The 20,192-nt window shown below is 56.5% G+C and carries 18 protein-coding genes; 10 read left to right on the top strand and 8 right to left on the bottom strand.

What is annotated here, in order from left to right:
- The 3 genes from AC07VR_RS25785 to AC07VR_RS25795 are packed head-to-tail and all read right to left on the bottom strand — an operon-like array spanning window position 1 to window position 2,691.
- The gene (locus AC07VR_RS25785; protein WP_495012962.1) at window positions 1–849 is read right to left on the bottom strand and encodes a sulfotransferase family protein; all 849 of its coding nucleotides are present in this window, start codon (window positions 847–849) and stop codon (window positions 1–3) included.
- The gene (locus tag AC07VR_RS25790) at window positions 840–2,132 is read right to left on the bottom strand and encodes an ABC transporter ATP-binding protein (protein WP_495012963.1); all 1,293 of its coding nucleotides are present in this window, start codon (window positions 2,130–2,132) and stop codon (window positions 840–842) included. The genes AC07VR_RS25785 and AC07VR_RS25790 overlap by 10 nt, the downstream gene beginning before the upstream one ends.
- Window positions 2,122–2,691 (bottom strand): ABC transporter permease, encoded by a 570-nt coding sequence (locus AC07VR_RS25795; RefSeq protein WP_495012964.1) that lies wholly within the window; start codon window positions 2,689–2,691, stop codon window positions 2,122–2,124. Before AC07VR_RS25795 ends, AC07VR_RS25790 begins: the two co-directional genes overlap by 11 nt.
- Before the next feature lie 684 nt (window positions 2,692–3,375).
- Here AC07VR_RS25795 and AC07VR_RS25800 point away from each other — a divergent pair.
- The 4 genes from AC07VR_RS25800 (at window position 3,376) to AC07VR_RS25815 (ending at window position 8,650) form a co-directional block, all read left to right on the top strand.
- Complete coding sequence (locus tag AC07VR_RS25800; RefSeq protein ID WP_495012965.1) at window positions 3,376–4,980, top strand: response regulator; 1,605 nt, start codon at window positions 3,376–3,378, stop codon at window positions 4,978–4,980.
- On the top strand, window positions 4,977–5,669 hold the full coding sequence (locus tag AC07VR_RS25805) for a sensor histidine kinase (protein WP_494993649.1): 693 nt from the start codon (window positions 4,977–4,979) through the stop codon (window positions 5,667–5,669). Before AC07VR_RS25800 ends, AC07VR_RS25805 begins: the two co-directional genes overlap by 4 nt.
- Window positions 5,670–5,978: 309 nt before the next feature.
- Window positions 5,979–7,220 carry a glutamine synthetase family protein gene (locus AC07VR_RS25810; RefSeq protein ID WP_494993853.1) on the top strand — a complete coding sequence of 414 codons (1,242 nt, stop codon included), beginning with the start codon at window positions 5,979–5,981 and terminating at the stop codon, window positions 7,218–7,220.
- A 71-nt stretch (window positions 7,221–7,291) separates the two neighbouring features.
- Window positions 7,292–8,650 (top strand): MFS transporter, encoded by a 1,359-nt coding sequence (locus tag AC07VR_RS25815; RefSeq protein WP_494993650.1) that lies wholly within the window; start codon window positions 7,292–7,294, stop codon window positions 8,648–8,650.
- 54 nt (window positions 8,651–8,704) lie between these two features.
- On the opposite strand, the gene AC07VR_RS25820 is transcribed toward AC07VR_RS25815, so the two are convergent.
- The 4 genes from AC07VR_RS25820 to flgA form a co-directional block, all read right to left on the bottom strand.
- The gene (locus AC07VR_RS25820; RefSeq protein WP_494993651.1) at window positions 8,705–9,451 is read right to left on the bottom strand and encodes a flagellar brake protein; all 747 of its coding nucleotides are present in this window, start codon (window positions 9,449–9,451) and stop codon (window positions 8,705–8,707) included.
- A gap of 91 nt (window positions 9,452–9,542) precedes the next feature.
- The gene (locus AC07VR_RS25825) at window positions 9,543–10,010 is read right to left on the bottom strand and encodes a flagella synthesis protein FlgN (protein WP_494993652.1); all 468 of its coding nucleotides are present in this window, start codon (window positions 10,008–10,010) and stop codon (window positions 9,543–9,545) included.
- A gap of 48 nt (window positions 10,011–10,058) precedes the next feature.
- Complete coding sequence (gene flgM, locus AC07VR_RS25830) at window positions 10,059–10,385, bottom strand: flagellar biosynthesis anti-sigma factor FlgM (RefSeq protein WP_494993653.1); 327 nt, start codon at window positions 10,383–10,385, stop codon at window positions 10,059–10,061.
- A 150-nt stretch (window positions 10,386–10,535) separates the two neighbouring features.
- On the bottom strand, window positions 10,536–11,297 hold the full coding sequence (flgA, locus tag AC07VR_RS25835) for a flagellar basal body P-ring formation chaperone FlgA (RefSeq protein WP_494993654.1): 762 nt from the start codon (window positions 11,295–11,297) through the stop codon (window positions 10,536–10,538).
- A gap of 78 nt (window positions 11,298–11,375) precedes the next feature.
- Here flgA and AC07VR_RS25840 point away from each other — a divergent pair, with 78 nt between their 5' ends.
- From AC07VR_RS25840 to flgE, 6 genes are all read left to right on the top strand, one after another.
- On the top strand, window positions 11,376–12,308 hold the full coding sequence (locus tag AC07VR_RS25840; protein ID WP_495012966.1) for a chemotaxis protein CheV: 933 nt from the start codon (window positions 11,376–11,378) through the stop codon (window positions 12,306–12,308).
- Between the two features lie 44 nt (window positions 12,309–12,352).
- Window positions 12,353–13,180: a protein-glutamate O-methyltransferase CheR gene (gene cheR, locus AC07VR_RS25845; RefSeq protein ID WP_494993656.1), complete on the top strand. Its 828-nt coding sequence runs from the start codon at window positions 12,353–12,355 to the stop codon at window positions 13,178–13,180.
- 360 nt (window positions 13,181–13,540) lie between these two features.
- Window positions 13,541–13,948 (top strand): flagellar basal body rod protein FlgB, encoded by a 408-nt coding sequence (flgB, locus tag AC07VR_RS25850; protein WP_494993658.1) that lies wholly within the window; start codon window positions 13,541–13,543, stop codon window positions 13,946–13,948.
- A gap of 3 nt (window positions 13,949–13,951) precedes the next feature.
- Window positions 13,952–14,395: a flagellar basal body rod protein FlgC gene (gene flgC / locus AC07VR_RS25855; RefSeq protein ID WP_494993659.1), complete on the top strand. Its 444-nt coding sequence runs from the start codon at window positions 13,952–13,954 to the stop codon at window positions 14,393–14,395.
- 15 nt (window positions 14,396–14,410) lie between these two features.
- Window positions 14,411–15,139: a flagellar hook assembly protein FlgD gene (gene flgD / locus AC07VR_RS25860; RefSeq protein ID WP_494993660.1), complete on the top strand. Its 729-nt coding sequence runs from the start codon at window positions 14,411–14,413 to the stop codon at window positions 15,137–15,139.
- Window positions 15,140–15,169: 30 nt separating this feature from the next.
- Complete coding sequence (flgE, locus tag AC07VR_RS25865; RefSeq protein ID WP_494993661.1) at window positions 15,170–16,495, top strand: flagellar hook protein FlgE; 1,326 nt, start codon at window positions 15,170–15,172, stop codon at window positions 16,493–16,495.
- Window positions 16,496–16,932: 437 nt separating this feature from the next.
- Here flgE and AC07VR_RS25870 read toward each other — a convergent pair whose 3' ends face one another.
- Window positions 16,933–19,827 carry a ribonucleoside-diphosphate reductase subunit alpha gene (locus AC07VR_RS25870; protein WP_494993662.1) on the bottom strand — a complete coding sequence of 965 codons (2,895 nt, stop codon included), beginning with the start codon at window positions 19,825–19,827 and terminating at the stop codon, window positions 16,933–16,935.
- Window positions 19,828–20,192 lie beyond the last annotated feature (365 nt).

A 20,192-nucleotide genomic window follows, 5' to 3' on the forward strand; every position in this document is an offset into this window, starting at 1 on the left:
TTACTTTGCGGAGTCGCTGGACATTGCCGGCGCAAGTTCATAGCCAAACTCTTGCAGCGCCTCCCGGGCTCTTTCTGCCCAAGGGTGGCAGGATGCATCGCCGAGACTTTTCCAGTTGTAACAACGGCCGTTCATTGGTGGCTGGCCAAGGTTCTGATGATGTGGCAGGTGTCGCAGGTCTTTACCGAAACTCTTCCAGTCGAGCATCCGAGAGTCGAATGTCACCTGGAGGAAGTTGCACATTTGCTTGAGCATTGTTGCGGGGTCTTCGATGAAGTCCTCGTAACGGAGAAAAAAGTAATTCTCAGGATTTTGTGAGGCAAAGCGTTGCAAGTTGAGGTTGGTCGTGTTCCAGATGCCGGGGAACGTCATCTCAATGTTTTGCGGTGCCCAGGATGTATTTTGCAGAGACAACACGACGTCACGCACATCACGGACGATATGAATCAGTTTGATATTCGATTTGAATAATTGGGTATTACGCAAAATTCCAAGCGAACCCAGATCATTGGGTGATTTATCGCCAGCGATAATGGCACCGGTCTTCTGAGCGATTGACGCATACAGGCTTTCGAGTATCGCAGGCACCTTATAGTCGGCGTTGTAAATACATGCCTTGACCTCGCTGGGGCTCAGGTGGCAGCCAATGCTGGCAGCGAAGTCCTTGGTCGAAACAATCATTTCTGCAACCAGCTCGCGACCGATTTGAGCGTTAGGTATACGGTCGATCAAGAACGCGAGTGGAACAATGAAGTCGGTTTCGTGTGGAATAACGATTGCCGGATTCTGGTTGAGCGATTCTTTGAGGAATGTCGTGCCCGAGCGTGGGCTGCCAAATATTATGAACATTGCGATGCCCGCTGGACGCTGAATTGGGTATCGAAACAGGTCATTGTGCTGATTTTCTTGTGGCAACTTACGCTGAAGATAATTGAATTGATTATTCGATCCGCCAGCGTTAGCTGAGACCCACCGTCCTGCTCATAGGAAGCGCCGACGCTTATGGAGTAGTGCCCCGGGTGCAGGAGGGGAATGTGGATGCGCGCTTCGATGGTCATGCGCTCGCCAGAAGAGGTGAATCGCTCTGCCGTCATGCACTCCAGTCGGGTGTTGGTTGCAGCTATTTCTTCGCCTCTGAAGTTTCTGACGATATAGCCGAATATCAGCGAGTTATCCGGGGTCAGGCTGGCATTGGCCACGGTGAATCGAAGGATGACATCTGAGCCGCCTTGCACTTCGTCGGTCGGCGTTCGGTCTTTATCGTAAAGGCGTGCACCGATTATCTGACAGCGTTGGTCTCCCAGACGCCTGTCAATGTTGGCGATATGTTCTTCGTCGCCGTTAGAGGACGAGAAGAGGGCAGGGGCGAGCTCCGTTTCTGGAGTGGCAACGGGCATTTGAAAGAGCCAGGCCAGGTAACTGTCGACGACCTCGTTGGAAGCGCCGATGCTTCGAATCCTGCCTTGATCCAGCCAAATTGCCCGGTCGCAGAATCGCTTGACCAGCATGCTGTCGTGGGTCACCAGCAGGATGGAGGTGCCACGTTCCTGGAGTTGGTGCAGGCGGTCCATGCAGCGATGAACGAAAAAAGCGTCGCCGACCGCCAAGGCTTCGTCAACAATCAGGATTTCTGGATCAATATTGGCCTGGATTGCAAACGCCAGGCGAACATACATCCCGCTGGAGTAGCTCTTGACGGGCTGGTCGATGTATTCGCCAATTTCGGCGAAAGCCTCGATAGCCGCGTAGCGCTGGTCGATTTCGGCGGAGGTAAGGCCAAGTAATGCGCCATTAAGATATATATTTTCACGGCCCGTGAACTCAGGGTTGAATCCAGACCCCAGTTCCAGCAGTGCAGCAATACGGCCATTGGTAATAATGCGGCCACTGCTTGGATTAAGCGTGCCGCAGATCATCTGGAGCAAAGTCGACTTACCACTGCCGTTACGGCCAATGATGCCAACCGTTTCGCCTTTTCTGATCTCGAAGCTGACATCGTCTAGCACGGGGAAAGCTTTGAAGTACTGCTTGCGCCGTCCCGAGAGCATCTGCAACAGACGGTGTGCGGGCTTTTCATAGACATGATAGAGCTTGCTGAGTTGTTCGACCTGGATAGCAACTTCAGATGACATCGGCAAAGCCTTTTCGTGTTTTCTGGAACCAGGCGAACCCGGCCCAAGCAACCAATAGAGCTACGGCCGTATAACCGGCCAAGCTACCCCAATGTGGAGCCGTACCCCGGAAAAGGGCATTGCGAGCCATTTCTACTGGAAGGGTTAGCGGGTTCATCTGCAGGGCGGCATGCTCGTTTTTCGGGAGCGCCGAGAGAGGATGGAAAATTGGCGAGAGGACGAGCATGAGCATGGTAATAATGCCGACGAACAGGCCAATGTCACGCAGGTACACGCTTAGTGACGCGAGGAGCCAGGAGACTCCAGGTGTCAGCAGTGCAAGGGGGTGAAGTACTAACGGTAAATGAAATATGGTTACGGGGGGAAACCCGAACAGCACCACGTAGAATGCCAGCCAGGCCAGCAGCATGAAAACGGAGGTGAAGAGCGACCAGAAAATACCGGGCATCGAACCTTTGTAGCGGCCGACTATTTCTCTGTGGATCAAGGCGTGGATCAAGTTTCGATTTACACGAAGGCTGTTGATCATTACTGCGGGAGACATGCTAAACGGCTGCATCAGTTGCTCAATCCTTGACGTCATTCAGGTACATATCCTTGAGCGAGATCCTCATGGATTGGCAGATCAAATATAAATTTCCTGACGTTTTTTAACGTCTAAAGGGAGAGTCAGCATGCTCTGCGCTCGCACCAAAATGATATCACCGTCTTGGCAGGCTGGGAATGCGAGTCTTGAATCGTGGGGTTGGCGGGGTTTTGATAGCTGGTAGCTGAATTTTCGACGAGGCATGATTCATGCTGATTTTGCTATGAAGGCGCCTGTTCAGTCCCCTGGAAAGAAGACTCTATCCGCCTCCTGCGTACTCATCGTGGTTCCAGGGTCGGTTTTTGCTTGGTTTAGGTAGTGCAGGTGTCGCATAAGCGGCATTGATCCGCTCCCGTTGAGTCGAGTCGCACCACTGCACCAGGTAAATAGGCGATTACTTGCTCGGTACCTATAAGGGAACGCGGCAAGTGGCCGATAACCCGATGGGCAGTTCTCCTCGTTAGCTGCCCCAGTGCCAGGGAAACCCGTAGATCTAGCCCAAAGCGTGCGGCAGGCAAGCGTAATTGAAGGTTTGTGTAAAATTGCTTGATGGCTCATGGCTACTGGCTATCATCTGCGCGCCGAAATGGGCAGCGAAGCTGAGCTCGTCCTTGCATTTTCCTTTGGGTTCATCTTCTTATTTGCCTGGAATCTTCGATGCTGGCGTACCAACAAAAAAGTTTTTTGATCGTCGATGATTTCTCTGATTTCCGCACTTCAGTCAGGTCGATGTTGCGCGAGCTGGGTGTGAAGGACGTAGACACGGCCGACACGGGTGAGCAGGCGCTGCGCATGTGCGCGCAGAAGCGCTACGACTTCGTCCTGCAGGATTACCATCTTGGGGACGGCAGGAAGAACGGTCAGCAGGTGCTCGAAGACCTGATGGTCGACAAGCTGATCAGCCATGAAAGCGTGTTCGTCATGGTCACTGCCGAGACCAGTCAGGCCATGGTGCTCAGTGCCCTTGAGCATGAGCCGGACGCTTATCTGACCAAACCCTTCAATCGCGCAGGTTTGGCTCAGCGGCTGGAGAAGCTGGTGCAGCGCAAGACGTTGCTCAAGCCGATCCTGCAAGCTCTCGATCGGGGCAAGCCCGCCGAAGTCCTGGCTGCCTGCGCCGCCCTTTGCAAGCAGGATCCGCGGTTTGCTCCGTTGTGCCTGCGGTTCAGGGCTGATGCCCTGCGCGATCTTAATCAGCATGAGGCGCTGGAGCGCTTTCTCAACACCATTCTGGCAGACCGCCCTTTGCCCTGGGCCTATGCGGGATTGGGTCGGTCGCTGTTCAAGCGAGGGCAGGTCAGCCAGGCACAGACTCTGTACGAAACGGCGCTGAAGGCTTTCCCGATGATGCCGGCGCTCTACGACGGAATGGCTGATGTGCTGGTCGCCCAAGGAGACTCCAGGCGCGCACAGAGTGTGCTGGAGGAAGCCGTTCGCTTGTCGCCACTGGCTGTGCGCCGACAATCGCTGCTCGGCAAACTGGCGTTGGCTAACGAGGATTTTGAAAGTGCGTCGAAAGCCTACCGCCAGGCTGTAGCCCAGGGACAGCAGTCGCGTTTCAAGGACCCGGAGAGCAATCTCGGTCTGGCCCAGGCGTTGATCAGTAAAGGCAGTGAAAGAGGGCTGGATACGCGGACCCGGCTGGAGATCAATCAGACCCTGAGCGAGGTTGCCAAGGAAAACGTCAACGATCCAGGGCTGCAGGTGCGCGCACGGCTGATGAAAGCCACCAGCCTGCTGCTCAACGATGCCGAAACCGCCGAGAAGCTGACCGAGCAGGCGATGACCCGTCTTGAGGGCATGGAGCAATTCATGAGTGCCGACGCGGCGCTGTTGGTTGCCAAACAACTCCAGCAATTGGGGCAGGCGGATGCCGGTGCATCCATGCTGAAAAACTGTGCGGAAATCTATGGTGACGACCCGGCGGTGATGCAGGGTATTGCCAGGTTGACCGACGACCCGGCGATCCTCAATTCCGGCAACGCTGCGGCCGATCTGAACCGCCAGGGTGTGCGCAGTTACAAGGCAGGTACTTTGGCCGAAGCCCGGGAGCTTTTCCGTCGCGCGCTGGTGCTGCAACCGAAAAACATCAGTATCGCCCTGAACATGGCGCAATCGCTGTTGCACGGGGCTGATGCCAGTCTCGACACGGCACTGCTGCAAGAGTGCCGGGCCTGCTTGAAAATGGTTGGCATGATGCCCGAGAGCGACGCGCGCTATCCGCGTTACCAGAAGCTGCGAAGCAAGGCCTTTGGCGAATGAATGACGGTGACAAGGGGCTCGACTTTTCCACGGTGATTGCCTCCACCGTACACGACATGAAGAACTCCCTGGCCATGCTCATGCAGGCCCACGCTCAGTGGCTCGCACGGTTGCCTGACTCCCAGCGGCAAACCGGCGAGCAAGGTGTTATCGAGTACGAGTTCGCTCACCTCAATGGCATGCTGGTGCAGTTGCTGGGCCTGTACAAACTGGGCGTCAACCAGCTGCCGTTGAAGCCTGATTACCATGAGCTCGATGACTTCATCGAAGCGCAGCTGGTATGTCACCAGGACGTACTGAGCAGCCGTGGCATTGTCGCGACCTATGAAGTCGATGACTTCAGCCCCCTCGGTTTCTTTGATCGGGAACTGATCGGCTCGGTGGTGGCCAACATCGTCAACAACGTCATCCGTTACGCCCGCCATGCCCTGTTGATCAGCGTCCGTGAGGAGGCTGGGCAGCTGGTATTGTGCGTCAATGACGATGGGGCCGGTTACCCGCGGCAGATGATCGAGCGTCAGGCCGATTACGTGCAGGGCATCAACCAGAGCAGTGGCAGCACTGGCTTGGGCCTGTACTTCGCCGCGCGTATTGCCGAGCTGCATCAGCGCAACGGCATGCATGGACGTATCGAGATCAGCAATGGCGGCCCCTTGGGGGGCGCACTATTTAGTCTCTATCTTCCTTGAGCGCCTGCGCTGACGACAAAGGGCTGCAATTGTGCACCGGCGTAACCTTTCTCTGAAATCCTGAATTATCGTTTCAGCCTTCACTTCATTGCTGACCTGCGCCTTATATCTCTGCTTTTTGCGTGTGCCTGCTTGAAATCCTGAACGGGTGGTGCGTATTTTGTACGGGTCGCCGTTCGCGGCTTGCACAGTAACAAGGATTGAGTCATGACTACCGATGGCCACAAATCACTCGTGCAGCGATTGACGGGCATTGATGAGATTGAATGTGTCACTCCGGATCTGAACGGTGTGCCACGGGGCAAGGTGATGACCACCGAGGGGTTCCTTGAGGGGCGGCGGTTGCAGATGGCGCGGGGCGTGCTGCTGCAATGCATCATGGGCGGCTATCCGCCGGTGCGTTTTTACGGCAGCGATGACGGCGATCTGGCACTCAATGCTGATCCAAAACACATCCATCGCCTGCCCTGGAGCAAGCAGCCTCGGGCTTTGGCGATTTGCGATGCAGACGAGTTGACTGGAGAAAGCTCTCGTCTTTCGACTCGCGGTCAGCTTAAGGCGGTTATCGCACGTTACGCGGCTCGAGGTCTGGCGCCGGTGGTGGCGACCGAGCTGGAATTCTTCGTATTTGCACCCAATACCGACCCGACCCAACCGTTCCTGCCGCCGGTCGGTCTGGACGGGCGTCGTGAGGAAGGTCATTCGGCTTTCAGCGTCAGTTCAAATAATGGCTTGAGGCCGTTCTTCAGTGAAGTGTATGAATGCATGGCGGCGCTGGGTTTGCCGCGCGATACGTTCATGCACGAGATGGGTATCAGCCAGTTCGAGATCAATCTATTGCACGGCGATCCGTTGCTGCTGGCCGATCAGACATTGCTGTTCAAGCATTTACTCAAGGAAGTCGCACTCAAGCACGGCTTGACGGTGGTCTGCATGGCCAAGCCGTTGGCGCATACGCCGGGAAGCTCGATGCATATTCACCAAAGCATTGTGGAGCTGGGTACCGGGCGTAACGTGTTCAACGACGATGCCGGCCAGCCGACCGCGACCTTCCGCCATTTTATCGGTGGTCAGCAAGCGGGTATGGCGGATTTCACCGCGCTTTTTGCACCGAACGTGAACTCTTATCAACGCTTGTGCCATCCTTACGCGTCCCCGAACAATGCCTGTTGGTCACACGACAATCGGGCTGCGGGTTTGCGGATTCCGGCAAGCTCGCCTGTGGCGCGACGGGTCGAGAATCGCTTGCCTGGCGCCGATGCCAACCCGTACCTGGCGATTGCCGCGAGTCTCGCTGCCGGGCTTCACGGCATAGAAAACGAGCTGGAGCCGACCCCGGCTGTCCAGGGGGAATTTGAAGTGCCGGAAAGTTTGTCGTTACCTTGTACCTTGCATGCAGCACTTGAGCGTCTGAAGCGTAGCCAATTGGCAAAGGAACTGTTCGGCAAGGAGTTCATCGAAGGCTACATTGCTTCGAAGACCATGGAGTTGAGCAGTTTCCATGATGAAATAACGCCCTGGGAGCGGCGTGTTCTAGCGGCCCAGGCATAACCGACCCGTCGCCGTCGGGCTATCGTTTCTGATAGCCCGATGCACAATTCAAGGAGCCGCTCGGAACGCCGATGCGCCAAATCTGGAAATCCTTTCGAGCGCTTTATTTCGCCTCGCTGATGATGCTGATCGGCTCGGGCTTACTCAGTACTTACCTGGCATTGCGCCTGGCTGCCGACCATGTCGACGGTTTGTGGGTCGGTGCGTTGATGGCCGCCAACTATTCCGGCCTGGTGCTGGGCGGGAAAATTGGTCACCGGCTGATTGCCCGGGTCGGGCATATCCGGGCCTACGCGACCTGCGCCGGCATCGTCGGCGCGGCGGTGCTGGGGCATGGTCTGGTGGATTGGTTGCCGGCCTGGCTGTTCCTGCGGATGATCGTCGGCCTGGGCATGATGTGCCAGTACATGGTCATCGAGAGCTGGCTGAATGAGCAGGCTGAAGCCAGGCAGCGTGGCCTGGTATTCAGTGGCTACATGATTGCTTCCTACCTCGGGTTGGTCCTGGGTCAGCTGATTCTGGTCATGCACCCGGCGCTGGGTCTGGAGTTGTTGATGCTGGTCGCACTGTGTTTTGCCTTGTGCCTGGTGCCCGTCGCCATGACCCGGCGCATTCACCCGGCGCCCCTGCATCCGGCACCGATGGAGCCGCGTTTCTTTATGAAACGCGTGCCGCAATCGTTGAGTACCGTGCTGGGGGCGGGGTTGATCGTTGGTTCGTTCTACGGTCTGGCGCCGCTATATGCCTCTCAGCAGGGGCTTTCCACGGAGCAGGTCGGCCTGTTCATGGGTAGCTGCATTTTTGCGGGTTTGGTGGTGCAGTGGCCGCTGGGCTGGTTGTCGGATCGCTATGATCGGGCGTTGTTGATCCGTTGCTTTGCGTTTTCTCTGGCGCTGGCCGCGTTGCCTTTGGCGATAATGCCCGAGGTGCCACTTGAAGTGTTGTTTGTCGCCGGCTTCCTTTGCTCATTGGTGCAGTTCTGTCTGTATCCATTGGCGGTGGCGTTTTCCAATGACCATGTCGAAGGCGACCGACGGGTTTCCCTAACGGCAATGTTGCTGGTGACGTACGGCGTCGGCGCAAGCATCGGGCCGCTGGCTGCGGGTGTGCTGATGAAGCTGTTTGGCAGTCAGATGCTCTATGCGTTCTTCAGCTTTTTCGCGCTGGTGCTGGTGTGGCGCATTCGGCCTAAAGCGGTGACAAACTTGCATCAGGTCGATGATGCGCCTCTGCATCACGTCGCCATGCCAGACAGTATGTCGAGCTCGCCTTTGGTGGCAGCGCTTGACCCGCGGGTCGATGAGCAGGTCGTGCACGAACAGATGCAAAATGCTGTAAACCTGGAGCCTGAGCCGGAGCACGAAGTGGATGTAACGCCCGAGGAGCCAGATCCGGAGCCTGCGCAAAGCTTCACTCAGGTAAGGCCTTAGAAAAAAACGGGCAGTCACCGAAAGGGACTGCCCGTTTTTTATTGAGGTGTTGACTCAGAAATCGTCTTTATCAAAGCGGCGTGCTTCGCGCTGAAGCTGATAGACGAAACGCTCGACCTGGCGTTGAACCTGGCCGCTCATGTTGTGAAAGCGTACGCCGGCGAAGGTGGTGTCGATCCGCTCTTCGTGATGCAGATAACGCAATTCGACTGGCGCCGTCATTTTGCCGAAGGGCAGGGCGGCAATGAATCGGTCGTAGACCTCGCCCAGTTGCAGGCGGTCGGAGATGTCGCCTTCAAAGCGCAACTTGCAGCCGGTAGCCGAGATATCCAGCAGTTTACCCTTGATCGGGGCTTTAAGCTTTTCGCCGCCGAGTTCGATGTTGACCAACTGAGCCAGTTTCAACGCTGCACGAAACGCATTGCGACGTTGGTGATAGACCACTTCATCAGGCATTGTGCCGCGATAGCAGCGACTGCCATTGGATTCGTCGATCGTCAGAGTGCCGGTGCTTTCCCAGGCAATCCGCACGCCGTCGTGGAAACCTTCGACGCGAAACGCTTCGCCATTGAGCAGAAAGCGTTCGCCATCGCGAGGAATCATCTCGTCCAGGGCGATCATGGTGCTGTCTCGATCGACTTCGACCAGATAGCTCTGAAAGCGCTGGGTGCGCTCATGAAAAGTGATGATCAGTGGATCATGGCTCTCTTGCAGCAACCGCAGATTGGCGGCAATTTCCAAAGGGGTAGTGAGCGCCTTTGGTGGCTGCGGAGCATCTTCTGCGTTTAAGGCATTGAACACGGTTCATCAATCTCCAGACAAATACGACACACGCAAGAGCCGGCATTTTGCCAGCATGTTTCGCGTCTTGATAGAGCGCTCATCTCTGAATTCAAGCCTGACTAAGTGGGCGGGGCTTCGCAAGCTTGGAGGTTGATCCGCGGGCATCATAAAGGGCAGGAGGTTCGCCACCGGTGAGAATCTTCAACTGATTGGCGGTGGTGGCTTGCTGGATCTGGATCGAACGACCGTTGAGTTCGTTGGCTGCCTGGCAGTTGGCCAGAAGCTGATTGAGTTCGTCGCTCTGAGACAGCAGTTGATCGCCAATGGACGATTGCTCTGCAAGTCGTTCCAGGCCGCTTCGACTGGCCGGCAGGTTCAGGCTGATGAGGATCTGGCTGCGTAAACGCCCATGCTGTTCAAGCAAAATGATCAGCGCCTGTTTCTGCGCGAGAATATCTTCGAGCAGTGGCATGTCGCGACCGTGCAAAGCGAGGGCCTCGGTTTGCAGCAACTCCAGCAACTGTTGAGCTGGAGCAAAATCGTCAGTGATCAGTTGCAGTAAATTTGTGTCGTGCATGGCTGGCCTTGGGTTTTAAGCGTCCAAAAGCCTGGCGCAGGCCTTTGGCTAGCGCTGGGCTTCGAAGTTGAGCAGTTTGCTGGCTACACGGTTGCTGTCGACTTTATAGCTGCCATCGGCAATCGCTTGCTTCAACTCGGCCACGCGGGCTTTGTCGACAGCAGGTTGATCGCGCAGCGTGTCAGTGACCTTCTGCAACTGTTGAGCCTCATTACTGAGGTGAACCGACTCCCCGCTTTGGCTGGTACTGGCCTGTTCGGCCGGGGTAATCACCGGCGCGGATTTGCCGGCGTCGCCGGTTTCCTTGCTGCCGCTGGTACGCGTACTGCCTGTGGGTGAGGGGGAGCTGTTTAAACGGCTGAAATCGATGACCATGATAGAAAACCTCTGGGTATTTGGACGCTTGCCATGTTTTCGGCCATACCCGGTAAAACTTTAGGCTCAATTTTCGATGAGCCGGCGCGAGTCGGCACCTGCCTTGCTTGAGGCACAGTTTAGGGAACGCCTGAGTGCAGCGCCAGTTCCCTACATGGCGACGTCCACCTGGCCCGGCGCGGTCACGCGCGCTTTGATTACCCGTTGAGAGTTCAGATTCTTGACCCTGATCTGTTCGCTCAGACCGCCGTTGGACAACGCTTCGCCGGGCATTCGCACATTGAGCGTACCGCTGCGAACGGATATCACCACTTGATCGCCTTTGCGAACGACCTCCGCCTGTTCCATGTGGACAAGGGTAATGACCTGATCGCTGACCATTGGTCGGACGAGTTTCTGACCGATGGCCTGATCGACCGACGTCAGATAACCCTGATTGATCAGGCTGATGTCGCGCTCGCGCAGGATGACGTCCTCAGGTTCGATGATGCCGGCGCGTTTAAGTGGGCGAGTGGTGGTAACGACCTCTCGAAACAGGCGCACTTGAGCGGGAACGAAGACGGTCCAGGGCGAGGCGCCATCGCAACGCACCTTTACGATTACGTGGCCCAAAGGCTGAGCCGGACTTTCCAGCGTCGCTGTCAATTCCTTGTCGCATAGCGGCATGCGCAAGCGAGGGTCGAGTTGATTGACCTGAATTTCGTAGCGTCCTTCGGTGTGGCTGGTTGCCAGATAATCTTCTACGGTGAATTCAAGAAAGCCTTGAGTGACGCCGATAAGCAGATCAGGCAAGGTAACCGGGTCAGCAACGGCAGGGCTGCCAGCGGTGAAAAAGCACAACGCTGACAACGCGCAAAGCAATTTGCGATACGTTGATGTCAGGTGTCGGAAAAATGTCGTTTTTGCGTTCATAGCAGTTAAAAAGCAAGCCCCGTGCCGTTTAGTGATGAATGTGCATCGGATCTTAAGCGTTGGTGTAGGAGTCTGGGCATGGCTGGTGTAATGGATTCGGTGAACCAGCGCACGCAACTGGTAGGGCAGAATCGCCTTGAGCTGTTGTTGTTCCGTCTTGACGGCCAGCAGCTGTATGGGATCAACGTGTTCAAGGTTCGGGAGGTGCTGCAATGCCCCAAACTGACCCTGCTGCCTAAATCCAGTCCTGTCGTGTGCGGTGTCGCAAATATTCGGGGGGCGACCATTCCGATTCTTGATCTGGCAATGGCGACCGGTTCTGGCGGTTTGCAGGATCAAAGCAATCCCTTCGTAATCATCACGGAGTACAACACCAAGACCCAGGGTTTTTTGGTCAGGTCGGTCGAGCGCATCGTCAACATGAACTGGGAGGAGATCCATCCGCCACCCAAGGGCACCGGGCGCGATCATTATTTGACGGCAGTGACCCGGGTCGACAATCAGTTAGTCGAAATCATCGATGTCGAGAAGGTCCTGGCTGAAGTGGCGCCGGCGTCGGAATCCATTTCGGCGGGTGTGGTGGACGTTGAAACGCAGCGCAAGGCGGTTTCCCTGCGGGTGCTGACGGTCGACGATTCGTCGGTAGCGCGCAAGCAGGTCACGCGTTGTCTGCAGACCGTCGGGGTCGATGTAGTGGCATTGAACGACGGCCGACAGGCGCTGGATTACCTGCGCAAGCTGGTCGAGGAGGGCAAGAAGCCGGAAGAAGAGTTCTTGATGATGATTTCCGACATCGAGATGCCCGAAATGGACGGCTACACGCTCACGGCCGAGATCCGCAGCGATCCACGCATGCAAAAGCTACATATCATCCTGCATACTTCGTTGTCAGGTGTATTCAATCAGGCGATGGTGAAGAAGGTCGGTGCCGATGACTTCCTTGCCAAATTCCGTCCTGATGACCTGGCGTCCCGGGTAATCGACCGGATCAAAGCAGCAGATAACAGCTAGGGCGTTTGCCCTTGGCGGTCAACACGATTTAAGAGGCGGCATCATTGTCTACGGGTAATTTGGATTTCGAACAGTTCCGGGTCTTCCTGGAAAAAGCCTGTGGCATTTTGCTCGGTGAAAACAAGCAGTATCTGGTGTCGAGCCGTCTCAATAAACTCATGGAGCAGCAGGGCATCAAATCGTTGGGTGAGCTGGTTCAGCGCATTCAGACCCAGCCGCGCAGCGGGTTGCGCGAGATGGTGGTGGATGCCATGACTACCAACGAAACCCTGTGGTTTCGTGACACCTATCCGTTTGAAGTATTGAAGAACAAAGTATTGCCCGAGTCGATCAAGGCCAGTCCTGGCCAGCGCCTGCGCATTTGGTCGGCGGCGTGCTCGTCGGGGCAGGAACCGTACTCATTGTCCATGTCGATCGATGAGTTCGAGCGGACCAACATGGGTCAGCTGAAAATGGGTGTGCAGATCGTTGCCACCGATTTGTCCGGCACCATGCTGAACAACTGCAAGACCGGCGAATACGACAGTCTGGCCATTGGCCGCGGTCTCTCCGCGGAGCGGCTGCAACGGTACTTCGATCCGAAAGGGCCGGGGCGTTGGGCGATCAAGGCACCGATCAGGAGTCGGGTGGAGTTTCGTTCGTTCAACCTGCTCGATAGCTATGCAAGTCTTGGCAAGTTCGACATCGTGTTCTGCCGCAACGTGCTGATCTACTTCTCCGCTGAAGTGAAGAAGGACATCCTGCTGCGGATTCACAGTACGTTGAAGCCAGGTGGCTATCTGTTCCTCGGCGCATCCGAAGCGCTGAATGGCTTGCCGGATCACTACCAGATGGTCCAGTGCAGTCCTGGAATCATCTACCAGGCGAAGTGATTTGCCAGCGTCATAAAAAACGGGAGTCCTCAGGGACTCCCGTTTTTTGTCCTCCGAAATGATCGTTCCCACGCTCCTGCGTGGGAATGCATCCCGTGACGCTCTGCGTCACATCTCGAAGCGGACGCAGAGCGTCCATGGCGGCATTCCCACGCAGAGCGTGGGAACGATCACGGATCTCATGCATCCCGACATCTCGAGCGGCAGAAAAGCGGCAGGCGGCGGAAATCAGTTGCCGCTTTTCTGGCATTGCCACCTTGCCGATGCCCGCAAAGCCCCGGTTTACGGCCTTTCGTGAATTGGCACGACGCTTGCTATGTTCATCGCACGAAAAATCTGGTCACCCGAAGGTTTCCCGGCATGAGCATCAGCTTCGATAAAGCGCTCGGTATCCATGAACAAGCCCTGGGCTTCCGCGCTCAGCGTGCTGAAGTTCTGGCCAACAACATCGCCAACGCTGACACCCCTAATTACAAAGCTCGGGATCTGGATTTCTCTGCCGTGCTTGCTGCGCAGAATGAAAAGACCAAGAGCGGCACTTTCGCGTTGAACATGACCAATAGCCGTCATATCGAAGCCGAAGGTCTGGGAAATGGCGACGAGACGTTGCTGTATCGCACGCCAATGCAACCCTCGATTGACCAAAACACCGTGGACGCCCAGCTGGAACAGTCGAACTACGCGGAAAATGCGGTCAACTTCCAGGCCAGCTTCACGCTGCTCAACAGCAAATTCAAAGGGCTGGTGTCAGCCCTGCGCGGAGAGTAATCCATGTCTCTTGCCAGTGTTTTCAATATTGCCGGTAGCGGCATGAGTGCTCAAACCACTCGTTTGAACACCGTCGCCAGTAACATCGCCAACGCCGAGACCGTGTCTTCGAGCATCGACCAGACCTACCGGGCCCGTCACCCGGTGTTCGCCACCATGTTTCAGGGTGGTCAGAGCGGCGGCAGCAGTTCGCTGTTCCAGAGCCAGGATGCCGCCGGCCAGGGCGTACAGGTGCTGGGTGTGGTTGAAGACCAGAGCAACCTGGAGGCGCGCTACGAACCGAACCATCCGTCAGCCGATGCCAAGGGCTATGTCTACTACCCCAATGTCAATGTGGTTGAGGAAATGGCCGACATGATTTCCGCCAGTCGCTCGTTCCAGACCAATGCGGAAATGATGAACACCGCCAAAACCATGATGCAGAAAGTCCTGACCCTCGGTCAGTGATAAGGGGCGACTCAGATGACGAGTGTTACCGATACCACGAGCGGCCTGGATCTCAGCCAGATCCTTGCTAACTCTTCGGTCAAGACCAGTACCACCAGCACCTCGGGTCTTGCGGCGGCAACCAGTGGCACTACGGGCAAGAATGCCTTGGGCAAGGATGCTTTCTTGCAGCTGCTGGTCACCCAGTTGAAGAACCAGAACCCGCTGTCGCCGCAGGACAACAGTGCGTTTGTCGCTCAGCTGGCTCAGTTCAGCAGCCTGGAAGGCATCACCACGCTGAACACTTCGGTCAACTCTATCGCGAGTACCTTCCAGTCGTCGCAGGCGTTGCAGGCTTCTTCCCTGGTGGGTCGCTCGGTGGTTGCTCAAACCGGTACGGCCGTGGTCGATACAACCAAGAGCCTGACGGGCAGTGCAGTGATCCCCTCGTCGGTTGCCGACGCTACCGTGAGCATCACGGATAAAAACGGCAATGCGGTGAAAACCATCGACCTGGGTAGCCAAAGCGCCGGTAACGCCAGTTTTGTCTGGGATGGCACCAACGATGCCGGTGTCAAGGTCGATCCGGGCACTTATACCTTCAAGGCGAATGCCACGATCGATAGCAAGTCGACGGATTTGGTCACTTATCTACCGGCAACGGTCAACAGCGTGACCTTGAGTCAAACAGGTGGCGAGATGATGCTCAACCTCGCCGGTCTGGGCGCTGTTGCCCTGTCGAAAGTACAAACTATTGGTCTATAGAGCCGGCTTACGCGGCGCAAGGAGTGGAATATGTCTTTCAATGTCGGCCTTAGCGGTCTCTATGCAGCCAACAAACAACTGGACGTGACCGGCAACAACATCGCCAACGTCGCGACCACAGGCTTCAAGTCTTCCCGTGCGGAATTCGCCGACGTCTACTCGGCCACCAAGTTGGGTTCGGGTAGCAAAAGCGTCGGCAACGGCGTGGCTCTGGCCAACGTTTCCCAGCAGTTCACTCAAGGTGATGTGAACAACACTGGCAACGTGTTGGACATGGGCATTCAAGGGCAAGGCTTCTTCGTCTTGAGCAGCAACGGCTCGCAGACCTATACCCGTGCCGGTACGTTCAAGACCGACAAGGACGGCTATGTCACCAACACCGATGGCACTGCTCGTCTGCAAGGTTATGGTGTGGATGCCAATGGCAAGATCGTCAACGGTGTGCTGACCGACCTGCGGATCGACACGTCCAACCTGGCGCCCAAGGCTACTGGCGCGGTGTCTTCGACCGTCAACCTGAGTTCGACCGCGGCGGTTATCGATCAGACCGTTCTCCCGTTCGATCCAAATAACGTCAACACCTACACCAAGTCGTTCAGTACGCCAATCTATGACAGTCAGGGCAATCAGCACACCATGGATCAATACATGGTCAAGACCGCTGCTAACACCTGGAGTACCTACACTCTGGTAGATGGTCGTAACCTCAATGGCAGTACACCGACGGTGGGTGGTGCGACAGATCCCGTCGCTTCGACTATTACCTTTGACTCGGCAGGCAAACTTGTATCGGTGGCCACACCACCGAATACGCCGGCTGCACCTAACGCAACCAACAGCCTGCAATTGGTCGGCTGGGTTCCAGGCACTGTGACCAACGGAGTCTGGGCGGCCAACGGTTCGAGTGCGAATGCTGCGGGTGTGGCGATCGATCTGACCAATACGACTCAGTTCAACGCTGACACTGCTCGCTCGCTGCCGACCCAGGACGGTTATGCAACTGGTCAGATCACCAACCTGACCATCGACACTACCGGCACCTTGTTCGCCAACTTCAGTAACAGTCAGAACAAGGCTATTGGCCAAGTCTCCCTGGCCAGCTTTACCAACGAGCAAGGTCTGCAGGCGGTAGGCGGTACTAGCTGGAAAGAGACGTTCGCTTCGGGTATTCCGGCCTACGACGCCCCGACAACAGGTACCTTGGGTTCGGTGGTTTCCAACTCCCTGGAAGAGTCCAACGTTAACCTGACCAACGAACTGGTCAATCTGATCAAGGCGCAGAGCAACTACCAGGCCAACGCCAAGACCATCTCGACGCAAAGCACCATCATGCAGACCATCATTCAGATGACTTGATGCCTGGCTGGCTGACAGCGCTTCAAAAATAGCCCCTCATTGCAGGGGCTTTTTTGTGTGCGCCCAGCATTGATCGTTCCCACGCTCCCGCGTGGGAATGCATCCTGTGACGCTCTGCGTCACCTCTACAGCGGACGCAGAGCGTCCGGGGCGGCATTCCCACGCAGAGCGTGGGAACGATCAAGACCATGAACGTCGCGTAAGGCGAGTTCAGCGTCATCGAGCTTTAGGGTGAAACAGGTGTAAACCTGTTTCAGGACTAGACATGATGATCGTGCGGTGCCTGGTCTGGCGTCATCGCGCCGGCTCTCGACAGTGCTGCGGAGCATGGGAGTGATCAACGTTCCACTTTTATCCAGGCAAAAGAAAACCCCCGATAAATCCGGAGGATCTATCGGGGGTTCAGACAAGCGCCTTGCAGCGCTTATCGGCTCAGCTTATTGGCAAGCTTCGCAATCCGGCTCGTCGATAGCGCAGGCTTTTGGCACTGGCGCGGGACCGGCAGGAGCTGCCAGTACCGAATCGTCACCGTGGTTGCCGCCGCTGGAAACAGCGTTCAGCTTGCTGGTGCTGATGGTCGACTTCTCGGTGCTGGTCGCGGCCAGGGCACGGAGGTAGTAAGTGGTTTTCAGGCCACGGTACCAAGCCATACGGTAGGTCACGTCAAGTTTCTTGCCCGATGCGCCGGCGATGTACAGGTTCAGCGACTGAGCCTGGTCGATCCACTTCTGACGGCGGCTGGCGGCGTCGACGATCCACTTGGTATCCACTTCGAAAGCAGTCGCGTAGAGCTCTTTGAGTTCTTGCGGGATGCGTTCGATCTGCTGCACGGAACCGTCGTAGTACTTCAGGTCGTTGATCATGACCGAGTCCCACAGGCCGCGGGCTTTCAGGTCGCGAACCAGGTACGGGTTGATCACGGTGAATTCGCCCGAGAGGTTCGATTTCACGTACAGGTTCTGGTAGGTCGGTTCGATCGACTGCGATACGCCGGTGATGTTGGCGATGGTAGCGGTCGGTGCGATGGCCATGATGTTGGAGTTACGAATACCTTTCTGTACGCGGGCACGGACCGGTGCCCAGTCCAGGGTTTCGTTCAGGTCAACATCAATGTACTTCTGGCCGCGTTGTTCGATCAGGATCTGTTGCGAATCCAGTGGCAGGATGCCTTTGGACCACAGTGAACCCTGGAACGTCTCGTAGGCGCCGCGCTCATCAGCCAGGTCGCAAGAAGCCTGGATCGCGTAGTAGCTGACGGCTTCCATCGACTTGTCGGCGAACTCGACGGCTGCAGTGGAGCCGTACGGAATGTGCTGCAGGTACAGCGCGTCCTGGAAGCCCATGATGCCCAGACCGACCGGACGGTGCTTGAAGTTGGAGTTCTTCGCTTGTGGTACCGAGTAGTAGTTGATGTCGATCACGTTATCGAGCATCCGCACGGCGGTGTTCACGGTGCGTTGCAGCTTGGCGGTGTCCAGCTTGCCGTCAGTGATGTGGTTCGGCAGGTTGATCGAGCCCAGGTTGCAAACAGCGATCTCGTCCTTGTTGGTGTTCAAGGTGATTTCGGTGCACAGATTCGAGCTGTGAACCACGCCAACGTGCTGCTGTGGGCTGCGCAGGTTGCATGGGTCTTTGAACGTCAGCCATGGGTGGCCGGTTTCGAAGAGCATGGAGAGCATTTTGCGCCACAGGTCTTTGGCCTGGATGGTCTTGAACAGTTTGATCTTGCCCGGGTACTGGGACAGGGCTTCGTAGTACTCGTAACGCTCTTCGAAGGCCTTGCCGGTCAGGTCGTGCAGATCCGGTACTTCGGACGGCGAGAACAGGGTCCACGGACCGTCATCGAAGACGCGCTTCATGAACAGGTCAGGGATCCAGTTGGCGGTGTTCATGTCGTGGGTACGACGACGATCATCACCGGTGTTCTTGCGCAGCTCGATGAACTCCTCGATGTCCATGTGCCAGGTTTCCAGGTAGGCACAGACAGCGCCTTTGCGCTTGCCACCCTGGTTCACGGCCACTGCGGTGTCGTTCACCACTTTCAGGAACGGTACGACACCCTGGGACTTGCCATTGGTACCCTTGATGTAAGAGCCCAGCGCGCGAACCGGAGTCCAGTCGTTGCCCAGACCGCCAGCGAATTTCGACAGCATGGCGTTGTCATGAATGGCGTGGTAGATGCCCGACAGGTCATCCGGCACGGTGGTCAGATAGCAGCTCGACAGCTGTGGACGCAGGGTCCCGGCGTTGAACAGGGTAGGTGTCGAGGACATGTAGTCGAAGGACGACAACAGGTTGTAGAACTCGATGGCGCGGTCTTCTTTGTTCTTCTCTTCGATCGCCAGGCCCATGGCCACGCGCATGAAGAAGATCTGCGGCAGTTCGAACCGGATGCCGTCCTTGTGGATGAAGTAACGGTCGTACAGGGTTTGCAGGCCCAGGTAGGTGAACTGCTGATCACGCTCGTGGTTGATCGCCTTGCCGAGCTTTTCCAGGTCGAAGGTGGCCAGAACCGGGTTCAGCAATTCGAACTCGATACCCTTGGCGATGTACGCCGGCAGCGCCTTGGCATACAGATCGACCATTTCGTGATGGGTGGCGCTTTCGGCAACTTCGAGGAAGCTCAGGCCTTCGGCACGCAGGGTGTCCATCAGCAGGCGAGCGGTCACGAAGGAGTAGTTCGGCTCACGCTCAACCAGGGTACGTGCGGTCATCACCAGCGCAGTGTTGACGTCTTTGAGCGCCACGCCGTCGTAGAGGTTCTTCAGGGTTTCGCGCTGGATCAGATCACCGTCGACTTCTTCCAGGCCTTCACAGGCCTCGGTCACGATAGTGTTCAGACGACCCATGTCGAGCGGCGCAAGGCTGCCATCGGCGCGGGTGATGCGGATCGATGGATGGGCTTGTACCGGCTCGTCGGTGGTGGAGCGGGTGGCGCGCTCTTTGGAGCGGGCATCACGGTAGATCACGTAGTCGCGAGCGACTTTTTGCTCGCCGGCACGCATCAGGGCCAGTTCGACCTGGTCCTGGATTTCTTCGATATGGATAGTGCCGCCCGATGGCATGCGACGCTTGAAGGTCGCGGTGACTTGTTCGGTCAGGCGGGCAACGGTGTCGTGGATTCGCGACGAGGCAGCGGCGGTGCCGCCTTCAACTGCGAGGAACGCTTTGGTGATGGCGACGGTGATTTTGTCATCGGTGTAAGGAACGACAGTGCCGTTACGCTTGATCACGCGCAGTTGGCCAGGCGCCGTGGCGGACAGATCCAGATTCGAATCAGTGGCCTGCGGCGCGGTGCCCTGCGGGTTCTCGCGAGTTGTGTCGGTTTGCATGGGTGTCTCCACGTTCTCTATGTTTGTTTGGGCACCGTCACGGTGCCCACCGTTCTGTCCTGAAGCACTACAACCGACAAGCGTCGGGCATAACGACTTCGGGACAGTAGGAAGGAGCTCTTTCGGGCGTCGCTTCCATGCCGAAGTCTTTGGTTTGCAGCCACAGGGCTCAAAACCGAATTCCTGATGGGTGACAGTATTTGTACTGCAACACCCGTACCGTTTTCGCGGCCAGAGGCTGGAAAACAGCTGCCATCCGCACACGCGGTTTGGTCTTCTGAAAAAGTGTTTAGTTCAACCAAGCAGGAGCAAGAAAAGCTCTTGAGTTTCTTGTCTGATTTGTGTTTGGTTTTTTGTGTGAAACC

Source organism: Pseudomonas sp. GW821-FHT02H09 (genome assembly GCF_059421425.1).